Below are 18004 nucleotides of genomic sequence, written 5' to 3'. Positions count from 1 at the left end.
CGGTACCGATCGTTCGTCGCGGCGACGTGATTATTCGCGAGTTACCAGGGATCGTCCATGTCTTCTCGTCCGCCCGTACCTGACTCACTCGAAGGGGGACGCTCCGTCCCGGTCGACTTCGACCAACTCGACAAGCTGGTCTTGCCGAGCCTTCCCCAGACCGCCGCGGCACTCCTTCATTGCGCTCAAGATCCGACCACGGGTATTGAGGATCTCGGCAAAGCCCTTGAACTCGAGCCCGCCATCGCCACGCGCATCGTGTGGTTGGCCAATAGCGCGATCTTCGGTTCCTCGGGAGAGGTGTCGAGTGTCGAGCAGGCGGTGACACTCCTTGGGGTCAACACCGTGCGTCTGGCGATCCTCGGCGCCACCACGACAATGGTCTTTCCCAAGCGGGCGAAAGATCCACTGATCGGGCGATGTTGGCGGCGAATTTTCCTCACGGCGATCGGCTGTCGACTGCATGCGGGCATTTTTGGAGTCGATTCCCAGAAAGCGTTCCTGGCGGGTTTGACGCAGGACATCGCGATTCTGCTGTTGGCCGACAGGTACGACGAGCAGTACGCGTCGATTCTGGAGGAGGCGCGACGCCCCGAGCAACGTCAGTCGCTGATCGAGCTCGAACGAGCGACGCTCGGGATCGATCATGCGACGATTGGGGCCCGTCTCTTGGAGCACTGGCGGTTTCCCTCCGACCTCGTCGACGCGGTGCGGACACACCACGAAGTCAATGTGCTGTCGGCCCTCGCGGCGGGGGAGCGGACGCTTCCCGTCTTGATGGCATACGCGGAAGAGTTCGCGGAGTGCTTCCTGATGCAGTCCGAGGAGGGGTTGGTTCGGATCGAGAAGTTCGCGATTGTCCTCGAGGAAGCGGACCTGATCAGCCGCGACCAGTTTGACCGGGTCGTTCAGAAACTCGAGGCGCGAGCGTTGGACCTCGCGGATCTTCTCGACGTGGAGATGCCCGTTACCGGTGGGTTTCACGAGATGCTCAGTCGCGCCCGGCTGCTCGCGGCGCCGTTGGCCGATCATTCGCAGTTGGTTGATGCCCAGACGGGACTGCTCCATCGCGATGGCCTCATCCGTCGCATCGAGCAAGAGATGGCCCTCGCCAAACGCAAGCATTGGCCTTTCTCGCTCCTGCTCATTCGGCTCTCGAGTCTCAACGCCTATGACGAAAAGGGACGCATCGACGAATCGCTCGAACTCGTCCAACGCACCGCGCACCACTTGGTTCATCTGCTTCGCACCAGCGACTCGGTCTTTCGCCATAGCGCCGACACGTTCTGCGTCGTCGCGGGCAACACGGGGCTCGAGGGAGCGATGCGGCTGATCGAGCGAATTCGGCCCCCGCTGCGGGAGATCGACAGCGCGGGCATGGGAGCGGCGTTCGGACTGCTCACGGTTTGTCCGACCAGTGCCGTGTCGAATGCCGTGCAACTTCTCCGTCGTACCTTTGAACTGGTCGATGGAGCCCAACAAGGCGACGGGCTCGCCTTCGAGGAGTGCTAGGCTCCGTCTGGACCCAATGTTTGGGGGGCCACTGGCTGCTTGTCAGCCAGTGCCAACGGGTTGGGGCAATACCAACATCAACGTTAGGTTGGAACAGATTACTCGCTAATCCAGACGCGCGCAGTCGACTTCGCCGTTGCCGCTTCCGGCGGGTTATGCGAGACTAAACCCATCTCGCTGCTCTCTCCTCCTGGAGTCTTCTCGGAGCGCACCTCATGTCGTTGTTTCCGCAAAATCTCGCCTCGATTGCTTGTGTTCTCTTCCTCGTGACGGCCGGTCGGCTCTCGGCCGACGCCACCACCGCCGCGGAACTGAGATTGCATCGCGAGCCGACGGGGGAGGCGACGTTTGCCCTTCTGTTGCGAGACCCGTTTGCCGCTTCCGATGAATTGGGGGCGCTCGATCTGGCCGTGTTGCTCGATCTTTCGGCGTCCCGGACCGGGGCCGCGCGAGAGGAGACGGTCGCTCGGGTCCGCTCGCTCGTCGACGGGTTGACGGGCGGAAGCCGGGTGACGCTTTACCTGACGCAGCGCCCCGAGGCTCCTCTCCCCAAGAGACCCGCGGCGGTCGGTTCGCCGGCTCTCGGCGACGCGCTGGCCGGCTTGGAGGAGGTCGCTCCGCTCGGGGCGACGAATCTCTCGGCGGCGCTCGAGGCGGTGACGCGTTGGATCGGCGACCGCGACGGGGAACTACCCAAAGCGATTGCCGTCGTGGGCAACCCCTCCGGGACACTTGGCGAGTTGGATTCCCAGGAGGTAACCCAACTTTGCGGCGTGTTGATTCGGGCTCGTACGCCGCTCTATGTCGTGACGCTCGCGGGTGAGCCGGAGACCTCGATGCTCGCGGCATTGGCGGTGGCGACGGGAGGCAATGTCCTCCCGGCGGGTGAGTCGGTAGCGGACGGCACGCGGACGTTGCTCAGAGCGTTGGCGTGCGCTCCCTTTTATCCGTCAGAACTGACGCTTGCCCCCGAGGTCGCCGGAGTCGTGCCCCAGCAGTTGCCGCCCCTTCGTCGAGACCGGCGGACGCTGTTGATGGGACGCTGGAAGACGAGCGATCGCATGTCGCTGCATCTGAAGGGCTTTCGTGGGAGCAAACCACTGAGCATGGCGCTCGAGGTGACGCCGGTCGAGGAAAAGGATGGTGCTCATCTCAAGGACCTTCACTATCGCTGGCTGTCGCAGTCCAAGAAGCCGGCCCTACGCGATGCCGAGGTCAACCTTGCGATCGCCAAGGCCCAGACCGGCGTCCGCCTGCAAACGGTCCTTGCCGGCGCCAAAGCCGCGCTGGCGACACGCGATTTGGACGTCGCGAAGAAGCTCTACCAGCAAGCGTTGCATTTCGAGCCGGACAACATGGAGGCGGGAGCGGGATTGCGGGCGGTCCAGCGACTCGAGCAAGGCAAGGATCCGCGCGAGACGACGCCTCCCGTCGACTCGCGGACGAGTTCCGATCGCGATTTGATCGAGGAGGCTCGCGCCAAGGAGGCTATCGAAGTTCAACGACTCAATCGCCTCGTGTCGGAGAACATCAGCGAGGCGAACCGAATCGCCGATGAGGAACCCAACCGCGCCATCGAAATCCTCAAGACGACCTTGGCGACCCTCGACGCGAGCCCGATCGACGCGAGTCGCTTGGCCTCGCTCCGGCGCCGCTTGGAACGAAAGCTTCGGACGACGTGGCGACAGAACCAGCGGATGCAAGCCGACGCCGTGGCCCGTGACCGTGCCGCCGCGGTCATCTCCCGAAAAGAGTCTCGCCAGCGGGAGGAACTGGTACGGCAACTGACGACGAAAGAGTTGATGTCCCGCTATCGCGCTCTCTTTTCCGAGGCCAAGTGGGACCAAGCCGTTCGCGTCGCCGACGAGATCGTCGAGCAGAATCCCGACGAGGTCGCCGCCCACGCGGCCAAGTGGCGCGGGGAGCTGGCTGGGCGCTACGCCCGTATCAACGAGGTCGAGGTCCAGAAACAGCGAGGCTACTGGGACGCCCTCTACTCCGTCGAACGCGCGGCGATCCCGATGTCGGACGCCAGCCCGATTCACTTTCCACCCGCCCGCGTCTGGGAGGAACTGAGCGCTCGCCGGAAGAAGTACGAATCAGTCGATCTGACGCCGGTCTCTCCGGCCGAGGCGAAGATCCGCCGGGCGTTGACCCAGCCGGTCTCGGTCGATTTTCAGGACACCCCGCTGCGGGACGTGATCGAGTTTCTCCGCGACCTGACGGGCGCGAACATCGTCATCGACCAGAACGGCCTGGATGAATTGGGACTCGACCCCGATGTGCCGACGACGCTGCATCTGGAGTCGGTCTCGCTCAAGTCGGCGCTACGATTGATCCTGCGGCCGATGGAGCTGACCTACCTCATCGAGGACGAGGTGCTCCTCATCACCAGCGAGCAAGTCGCCGCCGACGAGTTAATCACCAAGGTCTATCCCGTGGCCGACCTGGTCATCCCGATCATCGACTTCAACAGCGGCAACGTCGGCCTCTCCGGAGCCCTCGGGGGCGGCAACGCCGGTCAAGGCGCCCTCGGGAGTGGAGGAGGCAACAACGCCGGCCAGGGGATCGGCAACTTCGGGGCGTTCGGAGTCCAAGGGATCAACAACAACCGGCCGGCGAACAACAATACCGGCGGCGACATCTCGGAAGATCTCATCGAACTGATCAAGCGAGTGATCGCTCCGGAGACCTGGGACTCGGTCGGGGGACGCGGCTCGATTCGGCCCTTCCGGTTGAACGTCGTCGCGACGGCGACCGATCAGGTGCAGGGGCAGCTCAACGCCGCGATGCGGCAACTTCGCGACAATGGTGGTGGCGCCGTGCCCGAGGCGGAGCGTCAGCCGCCCGCTCGCCAGGAAGAGCCGCCGCGTGCCGACGATTGGCAGTCTCACTTCAAATCGCACCGCGAGTCCTCGGCCGCCATCCAGTGGGCGGTTCACCTCCTAACGACGCACGGCTACCACGATCATGCCGCGCGGTTGCTCGAAGGCGTTCTCCAGCAAGGGCCACCCGCGACCTGGATGTACGAGGCGTTGGGCTATTCCCTCTTCCTGGCCGGCGAGGATCCCGAACGGGTCGAGGAGGCTCTCCTCTCCCTCGTCGACTTGCGGCCCGATCAACTTCCGACGCGTCTGCGGGTTGCCAGTCGACTGGCGCAGCTCGGGCGAACGGTCGCCGCGAAGGAGCTGCTACGTGACAGCATGGAGCGGTTTCCCGGAGCGCTCGCCGTTCATGAACTCGCCTTTGAACTAGCGGCCCACACCGATGACTTGGACTTGCTCGCGTCGTCGGCCAATCACGTCCTGGGGAACGAGTGGCCCGGGCATCGCCAGGACGTCCACGAGCGGATGCGGCAGCGGTTGGCTTCCTACCAGGGGCAGCTCCGGCGTCGTCAGGAACGAGGACAAGCCCAGCGGCTGAGCGAGATCGCCCAGCGAGTTCGCGAGCGCGATCTCGAGATCATGCTTCGTTGGGCGGGCGAGGCCGACTTGGATCTGAATGTGGTCGAACCGACGCAGTCACTCTGTTCGCCGCTCTGGCCTCAAGGGGAGGGTGGGGGAGTGCTCGCCGGCGACCATCGTCCCAACGAGGAACGTTACGTCGCGGTCGAAGGCTTTCCGGGCGACTACGACGTTTTCGTCCGACGGGTTTGGGGGAAGCCGACTGGCGGACGGGTCACCCTCGACGTGGTGCGTCATAGAGGCACCGATCGGGAAGTGCGCGAGCGGCACACGATTGCGATGGAGGACCTGGACAAGCCGGTGACGGTGAACCTCGCCGACGGCCGGCGGACGGAGCCCTTGCGGGTCGATCCCCAAGCCGACCACCCGCTCGTGGCCGCCGAGGAGCGTGGTGATGGTATCTCGCCACGGATGCGGCTTCGGCAACTCGTCGAACAAGGGGCGTTCGCCCAGATCGCGCCGATTCGCCCCTCGCCACCGCTGGCGCAAAGCGCGTTTCTCGGTGGCGTGACGAGCAACGTCTCGGCCGGCGCGGTCGCGTTCGATCCGGTGGTGACCGTCGTCAACGATGGAACGACCCTACAAGTTCAATCGGCCGTCTCGGCCGATCGGCGCTTCGTTCGGATGCAACTGTCACCTATCATTCAGTCGATCGAGGGATTTCGGACGACCACGGTCTCGGGCGTCGCTCGGTAGCAGCGTGTCGAACGAAGCCGCCGGTATCGAGTGGTTCAGCGAGTTGTGTGGGATCGCCGCCGCCGGTGGTCGCGAAAGTCAGCCGGGGCTCTTGTGGCGACGGAATCGTCGTTGTGTATAACACCTTCCTTTCGCGGATGCCCCAACCTTACCGCACGGGACGCCATGCTGGAGACCATCGACCTTTCCGCTAAACTGGACGCGGAAACCTATTCGAAGTGCAAAGCCGAGGCGCGTGTCGAGCTCTCCCGCGTCCAACAGCAAGCTCGGGAAGTGGGGCTTCCGGTGGTCGCGGTCTTTGAAGGCTGGGACTTCTCGGGCAAGTCGCGCTGCATCCAGTTCCTTGCCGATCCTCTCGATCCACGGGGGATGAAGGTTCACGCGATGTATCCTCCGACCGCGGAGGAGAAGCACTTCCCGTTCACGCGCCGCTACTTCTTGAGACTGCCGGCACGGGGGCAGATCGTCCTCTTCCTGCGATCCTGGTACTACCACGTCCTCGACGAGCGGGTGCACGGCGGTCCCGACGCCCTCCTGCCGGAGATCGCGTTCGAAGAGATCCGGCAACTCGAGAAGATGCTCGCCGACGACGGCATGCTGATCGTCAAATTCTGGCTCCACATCGATCAGAAGGAGCAGCGGCGCCGGCGCAAACAGTTCAAACGAGGCGACTATCCGCGCTGGCGGGTCGGACCCGATGACCCCAAGCAGCTGAAGTTCCACGAGGAGTACGAGCGGGCGGCGGAGGAGATGCTCGCCTCGACGAGCACCGACTTTGCTCGCTGGTACCCGATCGCGGCCAACGATCTGCGCTACGCCCGGATCGCCATCGCCAATCGGATCATCAACCGCGTCCAGGACGAGATCGTGTTGCGCGAGCGACGCAAGGAGATGCTCGAGGGGCAGCCACCTCTCGAGAACAACCGCCTTCCCGAACTCGACGACATGACCTCGGCCCTGAACCGGGTCGACCTGACGCTCTCGCTGACGGAGAAGGACTACGACCGGCGTTTGCGGCGAGCCCAAGACCGCCTCGTCGATTTGCAGTATCAGTGCGTGGAACAGAAACGAGCGGTCGTGATTTGTTTCGAGGGCTGGGACGCCGCCGGCAAGGGTGGGGTGATTCGCCGGATGACGCGGGTGCTGGATCCGCGTTTCTACAACGTCCATCCAGTCGCCGCTCCGCGTGGGGAAGAGGCCGATCACCACTACCTCTGGCGGTTCTGGCGCTGGATTCCCAAGGCGGGGAATTGGGCGATCTTCGATCGGTCGTGGTACGGACGCGTGCTTGTCGAGCGGATCGAGGGGTTCGCCACCATTCCCGAGTGGCGGCGAGCGTTCCAGGAGATTCGCGACTTTGAAGCCGCCCTCACCGACAGTGGCGCCATCGTCATGAAGTTCTGGCTCCACATCGATCCCGAGACGCAGCTCAAGCGCTTCCAGGAACGCGAGAAGATCGAGTACAAACGCTACAAAATCACCGATGAGGACTGGCGCAACCGCGAGAAGTGGGACCAGTACCATCGCGCCGCCGAGGACATGTTCCGCCGGACCAGCACCACGACCGCTCCCTGGGTCTTGGTCCCTTCCGTCGACAAGCGCTACGCGCGCGTCCACGCCCTGGAGAGGTTGGTCGAGTTCATCGAAGCGGGGCTCTCGCAGCACGAAACCCGACTACGTCCCAACGTCTAACGCCGACAAGTTGTTGACGGGGAGTCGACCGTTTCCCGCGACTCGGGGGCGACCGACTTCCGAAGCATGCACGCGACGAGTTGCACCATCGTGACGACGTCGAGCGCGTTGTGCTTCAGGATGAGCTTCATTTCTCGACGTCGGCCCGTCCGCACGTAGTCGTGGTAGGCCTGGGCGACCTCGCGTCCGCCAATGTCGCCGACACGCCGCCGCCCGCAGACGTAGAGTTCCAACGTCTGAAGGCGATAGTTCGGAAAGCGTCCCTTCCAGAACCGTCTTCCCAAGTGCAGCAAGTCGACGTGCTCCAGTTCCGGCGGATGACGGAGCCGATGCCGCGACATGCGATCGCGAAGGAAGGGCCAGTCGAAGCTTTTCCCATTGAACGTCACCAGCAGCGGGTGGGACTCGATCATCCGGGCGAATTCGCGGAGCACGGCGCCTTCTTCCGCGTAGGTCCGCGCGAGTAGTTGGCGTAGCACCATCCCGCGTTCGCTCGGGTGGGCGACGCCAATGAGAAAGAGAGGCGAACCGCTGAAGCCGCAGGTCTCAATATCGACAAAGAGGGTGTTCTCTGGAAACCGTCCGATGAGCGTTTCGAGATCGCGGTCGCCACTCTCGATCGCTCCATGCGGTCGCAGTCGTCGATCGCAATCAGACCAATAGGCGTGAAGGGGTTCCTCGATCAGCCAGTAGGAACTCCCGTCGATCGTGGCTTCCTCGCCGACGAGTGTCTCCGCAACCGCCGATGTCCTCGACAACGGCCGGCGCAGAGGAGTCTCCAGAGACGGCTTCGAAAGCAATCGGCCCATGATCCTCTCCCTCCAGCGGTCCGTTGACCCACGTGCTACCGACGAAAACAACGGACTGCGTGGCTCCGACATCCTCGCGCCGAGCTTCGTTTGGGTCAAGATTGCCTTGGATTGGTCGCCGTTGGAGTCGCTTACAGCCGGCGCCCCGTTGTCACTGGCTGACAAGCAGCTTGTCGTACTCGAGAAAGCAGGTGATCAATTCAATCGCGATCGTGGTTCTCAGTTGGCAAGGGTCGGCGGCGGGGACGACGAAGGGGAGCGGTCGGGTTGGCTCTCGCCAAGGTGGTCGAGGATGAACTTGCCGATGGCGGTACCGAGGATCTCGGTCCCGGTCTGGTTGAAGTGACAGCAACTGTCGATGTAGATCGTGTCGCCGCGGTCCTCGAAGATCGTCGTCAGGTCGGCGAATGCGATCCCCTCGGCGGCGAGTTCCCGCCCCCTGGTCGCGAGGAGGGGATAGCCCTTGGTGACGGCATCGGCGTAGGCCTTGTCAGTCAGGGCTCGGCGCCGCTCCTGCGTCGTCATTTCCTTCGAGCCATCGACGTACTGGTTGGGCTGAAGGAAGTGAAAATAGGTGGCGTTGTTTGCTTGGCAAAGATGGTGGAGCTGTGTCGAGCATCGCTTCCACAAGTCGGCTTGGTCTTCGAACTGGGCCATCTCGCTCTTGGGGGGATTGCCGGGACCAACAGCGGCGTAGGGGAGCGCTTCCTCGGGTCGGTGGGCGGCGAGTCGCTGTTGCGCCGACACGAGGCTTCGCTCGAGAAAACCGTCGCGAGCACGCCAGAGCAGGTTCAACATGATCGAATGGCGAAAGGAGGCCTTCGAGAAGAGGCGGGCCCAGCTCTTACGTTCCTCCCGCCGATGGGCGATTTCGCAGATGAGCGTTCGACTGATCGGGTCGGGAATCTTCTCGACCATGAGGGCCCAACTGCGTGGATAGATCATGGCGACGTCACGCGACTGGTTCTCGACCCGGTGCAGTGCGATCTCGTTGAAGCCGTCGATGTTGATCAGAAGGTCGATCTTGGCCCCGAGGGCGAGCAAGTAGTTGAGCGTCATCAGTTGCTGGGGCTGTTTGTAGCCTCCCATCGCGGCGCGGACGTAGACGAACTGTTTTTCCGCGAAATGGGGCGACTTTCTCAGTTCGCGTTCCATCGCCGGCAGTCCACCGATCGAGAAGCCCATTGCGACCGAACCTCCGACAACGCCGATGATGACGCGATCGTCACCTCGCTCGTGAAATGGATCCCCCGCGTCGGAGAAGCCAAAGCGATTCACGGCGAAGGGAAAGCGACCATCCTGGGCCGCGAGGTGGGGATCGGTGACGTAGCCGAGATAGGGGTGCAGCGCGACGGTGCGACAGTTGGCCCGCGTCATGACCGGATCGCCGGCATTGTCGACGTCGGTGACTTCAAAGCGCAGCAGGTCTTGGCGACGGTGCAGGCGAGCAAATGAGAACGGGCGAGCGTCGACGACGAGGAAGGCCGTCCACGCGGCAAGTTCGCCGATGCCGTAGAGTCCCAAGAGCACCAGCGTGACGAAGAGGGCTCGCTTGCGGATCGTCAATTGTGCCGGCGCGCGGCCGGGGACAGGATCGGTCATCGGATGGTGATGGTCGTGGTTGTCTCGAGACGCGCCTCACCGCCGAGGGATATCGACCGTGAGGCAGGCAACAGGGGCATGGGCGCAGGCCCGGCGACTGCGCGCTTCGATGCCGATGGGCATGCTTGCTGGAGAGGAGAATTGTGTCAACCGCGATCGTGGGGGGGCCCCGAACCTGGTTGGGTTTCTGATCGTTCATGGGTAGCCCCGGTTGCTGTGCTACCGGGGCGGCGCAGCCGCAAGAGGTCCCGGGCGAAGGTTTTCACTCGACAAGGGAGTGCGTTCTCAGCGGGAGTCCTCCGAGCATGCCCGCGCAAGCGTGGAGCATGGCACCCAAGGTGGAGAGACTCGTGTGTGCGCGTTCACGGGGTTTGATCGGCGACTCGTGTCAACCGTGATCATGGGGGGGGCCCCGAACCTGGTTGGGTTTCTGATCGTTCATGGGTAGCCCCGGTTGCTGTGCTACCGGGGCGGCGCAGCCGCAAGAGGTCACGGGCGGAGGTTTTCACTCGACAAGGGAGTGCGTTCTCAGCGGGAGTCCTCCGAGCATGCCCGCGCAAGCGTGGAGCATGGCACCCAAGATGGAGAGACTCGTGTCAACCGCGATCGTGGGGGTCGTTACGAAAGGGCGCCGGGGAGTCGTTCCTTCTTGTCGACGGCGGAGGTGTTGGGTTCGGATGCTTCCTGGCCACCAGACGACTGAAACGGCAGCACGCCGGAGGTAACCTCGGCTTCCCACTCGTTCAGGAGTGGCCACGAGACCGCGCAGGTTCCGAAGTCGGCGAGGTACTGGTATTCGGTTAGCCGGTCGATCGTCTTCTGGATCAAGGCGTTGTCGCGACGGAAGACTGGACCGTGGCTCGGGAGAAGGAACTCGCTGTCGTCGGCCAGAATCCGCTGGAGCGAGGTGATGAAGTCGGGAATGCTCGACCCGTGATGAGCGTCGATGACGCCCACGCTGCCGTCGCGGTAGATGTTGTCGCCGACAAAGAGGATGTTGCCCATCTTGAAGGCGAGTTGGCCGGCCGTGTGTCCGGGTGTGCTCCAGACGTGGAGTTCGCGCTCGCCGACCTTGATCGTGTCTCCCTCCTCGATCGTCTTGGCGACCTTGACTGGAGGCATCGGCAAGTCGATCCCCTGGGCTTTGATTCTCGAGAAGGTCGTCTCGGCGTCGCCGCTCTCGAGGGCTTCGACCGCGTCGGGATGAGCGACGATGGGGGCCTTGAAGACGTCAGCGGCCCTTTTGAGGCCCTGGGTGTGATCGCAGTCGGCGTGAGTCGCGATCAGCATCTTGCACGAGGAGAGACTGAAATCCATCCGGCGCACTAGATCGATGATTTCGTCGACCGTGTCCTCGTAGCCGATATCGATCAGCACGTACTCGTCGCCATTGGCGATCAAGTAGACGTTGACCCCAAGTCGGTGACCGGCCTGGTAGTTCATCTCGATGACATCGGGAAACAGAAAGCGACGTTTGATCATGAAGGCGTTCCTTGCCTCGAAAAGGCACTGAATGGTGTTGGCGTCGCCCGTCGATGCAACCGTTTGAGGCCCATCTTGCCGATTCTTGCATCGGCGAAATCTGGATGGAGCTGGCTTGTGGATTCGCTCACGCCGATTCCCGCGGTTGCATCCCCTGGCTATCTCATCCGAAGGGAACGGGATTCCGCCCCTTCTACTCCCGTTGTACGATTTCGGGGCGATTCGATCACGTGTTGGCGCGTTTCCCTTCGACAATATGGATTCCCACCCCCGCCGAGTGGACTTGCTCAAGCCGAAGACCGGCTTTCTGGAAGATATCCGCATACTCCTCCACGGTCCGCTCGTACCCACCCGGAATCACCAGCATCTCCAGATCGAGCAGTTTCCCGAACGAGGGCTCGCCGCCCGTCGGCAAGACGTACTCGACCAGGATGACGCGCGAGTCCTCTCTCATCGCCTCTCGGCACGCACGCAGAATGGCGATCGAGTCGTCGTCGTTCCAGTCGTGAATGATGTGACGCATGTGGTAGACGTCGGCCCCCGCGGGAACGCCGTCGAAGAAGCTTCCGCCAACTACCTGGCAGCGATCGAGAAGTCCGCGCTCGGCCAAGAGGACCTTGCCTCGTTCCACCACCGTCGGCAGGTCGAAGAGAATGCCCTTCATGTCGGGATGGCGCGACAAGGTCGCCGCGAGGTTGCTGCCGTTGCCGCCGCCGAGATCGGCGAAAGTGGAGACGCCCGAGAGATCGTAGGCGTCGAGAACCGCCATCGTCTCGCGACCGTGGATCGATTCCATCGCGGCATCAAGGACCGGCGCCAGATGGGGCTCGACTTCGAGCAAGTGTTTCCAGATGTCGACTCCGTGATGCTTGACGAATCCCGACTCGCCGGTTCGGACCGAATGAAGGAGATGGCCCCAGGGATGGTAGCAGATCTCGCCGATCATCATCGACATTGGCGCGAGCGATCGCGGATCGTCCCGGCAGAGGCACTTTCCCAGCGGCGTCAGATGAAAGCGGCGCTCGTCGTCCTCGGTATAGATGCCGAGCGTCGAGGCGGCGCGGAGAAGCCGGTAGAGCGAACGCGCGTGAGTGCCCGTCTCGGCGGCGAGATCGACCGCGGTCTTGCCGCCCGAGTGTAGGCGATCGGAAATCTCCAGCTTGGACAAGACGTAGGTGATCTGTGCCTTCCAGTTGCCGGTGATCAGGTCGCGCATCTGGTCGAAGGGCAGAGGTTCGTCGCTCATGGTTTGGACTCGTCCTTCTCTTGGGATTGATTGCCACTCTTGCGAAAGATCACGATGTGTTGTCGGGGCAGAATGTCAAGGGTGCCGACCCACTCGAGCGGCTGGACCGACATCTCCTTGAGGACCTGTTTTTCACTCATCTTGTGGACCAGCTTGATCGGAACGTCGGGGTCTTCGAGCCGAAACTCGACAAAGACGAGCCGTCCGCCTGGCTTGAGCGCGCGGACCATGGCATTGGCCATCTCCCAAGGCTCGGAGAACTCGTGGTAGACGTCGACCATCAGGATGAGGTCGACCGAGTTGGGCTCGAGCTTCGGGTCGCTGGCGGTTCCCTGCACGAGCTCGATGTTTTCGATCCCGCGGCGTTTCATCCGGCGGCGGATGATCTCGAGCATCTCGGGTTGGATATCGACGGCGAGGACCTTCCCCTTCGGTCCGACCAGGGGGGCGATGCGAAAGGAGTAGAAGCCCGAACCCGCCCCGATGTCGGCGACGACGTCACCGTTTTCTAGTTTGAGGGCGTTGAGCAGTTTCGAGGGGGCTTCCTCCTTGTCGCGTTCGGGCCGATCGAGCCAGCCGGCGCCGCGGTGGCCCATGACGTGGGCGATCTCGCGGCCCATGTAGAACTTGCCGATGCCGTTGGGGTCGTGGCGATCGCGGAACTCGTATCGCGGCGACGTCTCCTTCGTGGTCGGCTCGCTTGCGATCGCAGGCGGGGAGTGCATCGCGAAGAGGATGGCGAGGATGCCACCGGTCAGGATCGCGCGACGGGGATGGCCCATGGAAAGAGTCCTTTCGAGGATCGCGGGAAGTTGTCGATCCGATGGTATCCGACGAGCGGCTCGATCGCGACCAACTCGTCGGACGACTTCGTGGTTGACCGGGGGCGAGTGGTTCTGGCGACAGCCGGAGGTCGTGACTGTCGATCCTATGTCACTCGTTGATGTCTCGTTGGCGAGTGGTTGTCGCGGGCGACGGTTGAGAGGAACGAAGTAGAGAGAAACTGTGAAACTCTCGGGGTGAGGGACTTGCCTTTTTCGCGAGTGGTGTGATATGATTCAGGTAGTGAGAGACATCGACGATCACGTCACTTCTTCAGAGGAGGGGCTGCCTATGCTTGAACCACCGGGCTGTTTGCTGGGTTGGGGGGTAAGTAAGGTACCTTCCAAGCGACTCAAACTGCACCGCTAGCCAAGCCACTCCGACAGAGGTCTTCATGTGAGGACTCAGGTTCGCGCCTAAGTTCTTCGTGTAAGATCCAAGCGGAGGTTCGTTGGCCCGCCAATCTCATCGAGCATTGCTTTGAATCGGGCGGAGCGACGGGTATCTGGTCCTGGCGACCGGCTCCTCAACCCTAGTTGGCAAACACAGGGTCAAGACATTACCCGCACCTTGGGGGAAAAAATGAGGTGCGGGTGTTTTTATGCGCTCTCGGTTTCCCAAGCCGGCGGTGGCCGCGATCGATCAACGGACTGCTACCCGTGGGACTCGTCGCCGCGCCGTTCGCCGTGGACGTGCTTGAGGTACTCCGTCTGTACGTCCGAACGACGAACGATGCCCACGACCCGTTCGACGCCCCGATCGCTCTTCACGATGGGAAGTGCTCTCAACTCATTGCGCCCGAAGAGTTCCATCGCTCGATACAACGTGTCCCCTGGGTAGAGCGGGATCACGTCGGTCCGCATCAGGTCGGCGGCGAGAATCATTTGCTGCGACGCCAGCGAGTGAAGCGCGAGATGGACCTCTTCCAAGCAGACCATCCCGAGAAAAACATCATCTTCATTCACGACCGGCAGGACGAGGGAGTGTGACCCGTCGAGTTCGTGGACGACCGACGAGAGGGGCGAGTGCAACCGAATCGTCAGCGGCTTCTGGTCCGGCTTGAGAAAACGATCGACCGTCACGTTGGCGAGCACCGTCTTGACGTACTCCCCACGGTGGGCCGGGCTGCGCAAGTGACTGGTCACTTGGGCGGCGTAGAGCGAAAGATCCTCCGGACTGAGCAGGTACGCGACCAGACAGACCAAGAGCGCGGGGGGAAGCAATCCGTAGTTCCCCGTCACTTCGCTGACCATGATCAGGGTGGAGAAAGGGGTCTTCGCGGCGGCCGTGAAGAATCCCGCCATGCCGACCACCATGTAGCTTGCCGGTTCGGTGACGAGGCCGGGGAACCAGCGATTCATCAGGATGCCGAAGGCCCCACCCGCACAGCCACCGATTACCATCGCCGGCCCGAAGACACCACCGGAGCCACCGCTGCCGATGGTGAAGGAGGTTGTCAGCACCTTCCCGATCGCGACGGTCAAGAAGAGGGCCGCCAACGTGTAGGCTTCCTGATCGCGAAAGTTCTCCTCGACCAGGAAGTCCTGGAGAATGCCGTACCCGTAGGACATGACCGAAAGGGACTCGAGGGCATGCTCGGGAATGAAGTTCACCGCCAAGGTGTAGATGCCGAGTCCGATGACGCCGGTGATGAAGGCGCCCACCATCGGCTTGGCCAAGGGATGCATCTTGTGCTTGGTGAACGCGTCGTGAACCATGTAGAAAAAGCGGACGTAAAAGGTGGCAAGAAGCGTCATGAAGACCGCGAGCGCCAAGTAGGGAAGGAGCTCGAGCGGATCGAAGAAACCGACGTCGGGAGGATCGAAAAGGGGTCGCAACCCGAAGAAGTAGCCAAAGACCGCGTAGGCGATGGTGCTGCCGACGCCGGCGGGGACGATAACTTCGGCCTCGAACTCCGGATCCCGGTAGAGGACTTCGGCGGCGAAGAGGGCCCCGGCGAGGGGAGCGCGAAAGATCGCCCCGATGCCCGCCCCCATGCCGGCGATCATGAGAACACGGCATTCCTTGCGGGTTAGATGCAGCGTTCGCGCGAAGAGGGAACCGAAGCCGGCACCGATTTGGGCGATCGGCCCTTCGCGTCCGCCGGAGCCTCCCGTCCCCATGGTGATGACGCTGGCGAAGAGTTTGACGATGGGAACCTGCGGGCGGATGTAGCCATCCTTGCGATGATAGGCTTCGATCGCGGCGTCGGTCCCGTGTCCGGCCGCTTCCGGGGCGAAGAGGTAGACGAGCAGTCCACTGAGAAAGCCTCCGGCGACGGGAAGGAGAATCAGCAGCCAAGGATGCAAAACGTTGCTGCCGTGGCGGAAGAGTTCGGTCTCTCCGCCCGGCTTGCTGGGGTGATAGCCGACGAGGAAGTCGAGCACGAAGTGCTTGACCGTTTGGCTCATGATCTCAAAGACGACGGCTCCGAGTCCGGCCACGACGCCGATAAGCCCGGCAAGATAGAGGAGCTTCAGCGTGATGCCGAGCTTGCCGCTGCTAGCTTCCCAGAGGTAGGCGGTCCAGTTCGATCGTGAATTGTTGTTGTTTGACAACTCGCTTGACACCCACGGCTCGCGGTTTGGGTTCTACTCTTGGAGGGCGCTCGATCGACCCTGGACAATGACAAGATGAGGACGGTCCGTGGCTCCAAAGAGGGTTTTATGTCATCCGCCCTCGCTCGCGGCAACTCGACTCTTGTCCAGAATACGGGGTTCGGTGAGGGAGACGCTTCTCCTTGACGCTTGGGAAATCGGAAGACCCCTGGGTATAATCCTGGGACAATGCCATGCACGGGGCCCGTCGCGCTCGTCGCTCGAACGCCTCGGGTTCTTCAAAGGAGTACATAGTTAATGCAACGATTTCGTTGGTTCTTGGTTCTCGTTTCGGCGGCGGTGATTCCGGTCGCGGGAGCCCGCGGCGCGGAAGCCGACAACGCGATGGGGACGATCCACGTCGCTCACATCAATTTGACCAAGGCGATTCCCGAAACGCCCCAGCCGACTGGATTCTTCGGCGAACAGGACGACAACCTCCGCGCCGTCGCCGAGCGCATCGCCAAGGCGGCCAAGGACGATCAAGTTAAAGCCCTCTACTTGAAGGTCGGGGGCATGGGGGTCGGTTTCGGCCAGATCTACGAGTTTCGCGAGTCGATCGCGAACTTCAAAAAGAGCGGCAAGAAGGTCTACGCCGACCTCGGCGACGGGCTTAGCGGCGCCTATCTGCTCGCGTGTTCGGCCGACGAGATCATTGTTCCTCCCGCCGGCGCGGTGCTGCTGACCGGTATCCGCATGCAGGTCCTTTTTCTGAAGGACCTCCTCGGCAAGATCGGCGTCGAAGCCGATTTCGTGCAGGTCGGCGACTACAAGGGCGCGGCCGAACCGCTGACGCGCAGCTCCATGAGCAAGGCCTTCCGCAAGCAGCTCACGTCGGTGCTCGACGACTACTTCGAGCAGATGGTCGGCTTGATCGCCGAGAGCCGTGGTCTCGAGGTGGAGAAGGTTCGCAAGCTGATCGACGAAGGGCCCTTTTCGCCCGAGGACGCCAAGAAGGCGGGTCTCATCGATCGTGTCACGTACATGAGCGACTTGCGAAGCGACCTGGCCAAGGAGTTCAACGCCAAGAAGGTCGTCTTCAAGATGAACTACGGTCGGCGGAACATCGAGAAGGAGTTCGAGGGCATCGCCGGTCTGATGAAACTCCTCTCGTCGATGTCGGGGCAGAACAAGAAGCCGGAAGGGTTCAGCCTCAAGCCGCGCATCGCGTTGATCTACGCGACCGGGCCGATCATGACCGGCGCCAGCGATCAGGGTTTCGGCGACGGTACCACCGGATCGTCGACGCTGATCAAGGCGATTCGCGCAGCTCGCGACGATGGCAAGGTTTCGGCGATCGTGTTGCGCATCGACAGCCCTGGAGGTTCGGCCCTCGCCAGCGACTTGATCTGGCATGAGTTGAAGAAGTCGGGCAAACCGGTGGTCGCCAGCATGGGCAACACCGCGGCGAGCGGCGGCTACTACATCGCCCTGGGGGCCGAGAAGATCTACGCCGAGCCGGGCACGTTGACCGGTTCGATCGGCGTCGTGGGAGGCAAGTTCGCGCTCAAGGGATTGATGGACAAAGTCGGCCTCAATGCCGAGGTGATCAGCCGAGGCAAGAACGCGAACCTCTTCTCGCTCGAGACGAAGTTCAGCGCGTCGGAGCGGACCGCCATCACCGGGTTGATGGAGTCGATCTACGAACGCTTCACGTCGATCACGTCCGAGAGCCGCGACATTCCGAGCAAGGAATTGACCGAGTACGCCGAGGGTCGTGTCTGGACTGGGCGGCAGGCCAAGAAGATCGGGCTCGTCGATGAGCTCGGAACGCTCAATGACGCGATCGATGCCGCCAAGGAGTTGGCGAAACTTTCGAAGGAGACGAAAGTCGACGTAAAGGTCTTCCCCAAGCCGCCGACAGCGCTCGAGGCCATTCTCGGTCCGATCGACGAAGGGCTTCCCCGCGACGCACGGATTTGGCACGGCCTGCTCGCGGAGCTTGGGATTCCGATCGATACGATCGATTGGCTTCGGCCGATGGTCAAGGAGCGGATTCTGCTTCTTCCCCCCGCGATCCTGCGGGTGTGGTAAACCGCCGTTGCGGTGACAACACGACAAACGACGATCGCGTCATCCGTT

Annotated in this window: 10 protein-coding genes; 4 read left to right on the top strand and 6 right to left on the bottom strand. The window is 62.5% G+C overall.

All coding sequences use genetic code 11. The features are described from left to right. Positions 1–57: 57 nt before the first annotated feature. The 3 genes from Pan216_RS21035 (at position 58) to pap (ending at position 7364) form a co-directional block, all read left to right on the top strand. Positions 58–1512, top strand: coding sequence for an HDOD domain-containing protein (locus tag Pan216_RS21035; protein WP_145261073.1), 1455 nt, complete (start codon positions 58–60; stop codon positions 1510–1512). Positions 1513–1727: 215 nt separating this feature from the next. Beyond that, entirely contained in the window at positions 1728–5672 is a 3945-nt protein-coding gene (locus Pan216_RS21030) for a hypothetical protein (protein WP_145261072.1), read from the top strand. Between the two features lie 165 nt (positions 5673–5837). Then, positions 5838–7364 (top strand): polyphosphate:AMP phosphotransferase, encoded by a 1527-nt coding sequence (gene pap / locus Pan216_RS21025; protein WP_145261069.1) that lies wholly within the window; start codon positions 5838–5840, stop codon positions 7362–7364. On the opposite strand, the gene Pan216_RS21020 is transcribed toward pap, so the two are convergent. The 6 genes from Pan216_RS21020 to Pan216_RS20995 form a co-directional block, all read right to left on the bottom strand. Next, complete coding sequence (locus tag Pan216_RS21020; RefSeq protein WP_419192805.1) at positions 7361–8173, bottom strand: ribonuclease H-like domain-containing protein; 813 nt, start codon at positions 8171–8173, stop codon at positions 7361–7363. The two genes, pap and Pan216_RS21020, sit on opposite strands and share 4 nt — an antisense overlap. A 219-nt stretch (positions 8174–8392) precedes the next feature. Next, entirely contained in the window at positions 8393–9775 is a 1383-nt protein-coding gene (locus Pan216_RS21015) for a hypothetical protein (protein ID WP_145261065.1), read from the bottom strand. A gap of 618 nt (positions 9776–10393) precedes the next feature. Continuing rightward, on the bottom strand, positions 10394–11257 hold the full coding sequence (locus Pan216_RS21010; RefSeq protein ID WP_145261063.1) for an MBL fold metallo-hydrolase: 864 nt from the start codon (positions 11255–11257) through the stop codon (positions 10394–10396). Positions 11258–11483: 226 nt separating this feature from the next. Beyond that, positions 11484–12503 (bottom strand): methyltransferase, encoded by a 1020-nt coding sequence (locus Pan216_RS21005; protein ID WP_145261061.1) that lies wholly within the window; start codon positions 12501–12503, stop codon positions 11484–11486. Continuing rightward, positions 12500–13285: a class I SAM-dependent methyltransferase gene (locus tag Pan216_RS21000; RefSeq protein WP_419192804.1), complete on the bottom strand. Its 786-nt coding sequence runs from the start codon at positions 13283–13285 to the stop codon at positions 12500–12502. Before Pan216_RS21000 ends, Pan216_RS21005 begins: the two co-directional genes overlap by 4 nt. 693 nt (positions 13286–13978) lie before the next feature. Beyond that, positions 13979–15895, bottom strand: a complete 1917-nt coding sequence (locus tag Pan216_RS20995; protein WP_145261059.1) for a chloride channel protein — start codon at positions 15893–15895, stop codon at positions 13979–13981. Between the two features lie 285 nt (positions 15896–16180). On the opposite strand from Pan216_RS20995, the gene sppA reads away from it, so the two are divergent. Then, the gene (gene sppA, locus Pan216_RS20990) at positions 16181–17956 is read left to right on the top strand and encodes a signal peptide peptidase SppA (RefSeq protein ID WP_145261057.1); all 1776 of its coding nucleotides are present in this window, start codon (positions 16181–16183) and stop codon (positions 17954–17956) included. Positions 17957–18004 lie beyond the last annotated feature (48 nt).

This window comes from Kolteria novifilia, assembly GCA_007748055.1.
Taxonomy (GTDB): Bacteria; Planctomycetota; Planctomycetia; order Kolteriales; family Kolteriaceae; genus Kolteria; species Kolteria novifilia.
Note: the sequence above shows the minus strand (reverse complement) of the source record. Positions and strands in the feature narration are given on the sequence as shown.

Bases quoted from the DNA above. Each gene is read 5' to 3' on its own strand.
- Pan216_RS21035 (WP_145261073.1), top strand. From the start codon at position 58: ATGTCTTCTCGTCCGCCCGTACCTGACTCACTCGAAGGGGGACGCTCC.
- Pan216_RS21030 (WP_145261072.1), top strand. From the start codon at position 1,728: ATGTCGTTGTTTCCGCAAAATCTCGCCTCGATTGCTTGTGTTCTCTTC.
- pap (WP_145261069.1), top strand. From the start codon at position 5,838: ATGCTGGAGACCATCGACCTTTCCGCTAAACTGGACGCGGAAACCTAT.
- Pan216_RS21020 (WP_419192805.1), bottom strand. From the start codon at position 8,173: ATGGGCCGATTGCTTTCGAAGCCGTCTCTGGAGACTCCTCTGCGCCGG.
- Pan216_RS21015 (WP_145261065.1), bottom strand. From the start codon at position 9,775: ATGACCGATCCTGTCCCCGGCCGCGCGCCGGCACAATTGACGATCCGC.
- Pan216_RS21010 (WP_145261063.1), bottom strand. From the start codon at position 11,257: ATGATCAAACGTCGCTTTCTGTTTCCCGATGTCATCGAGATGAACTAC.
- Pan216_RS21005 (WP_145261061.1), bottom strand. From the start codon at position 12,503: ATGAGCGACGAACCTCTGCCCTTCGACCAGATGCGCGACCTGATCACC.
- Pan216_RS21000 (WP_419192804.1), bottom strand. From the start codon at position 13,285: ATGGGCCATCCCCGTCGCGCGATCCTGACCGGTGGCATCCTCGCCATC.
- sppA (WP_145261057.1), top strand. From the start codon at position 16,181: ATGCAACGATTTCGTTGGTTCTTGGTTCTCGTTTCGGCGGCGGTGATT.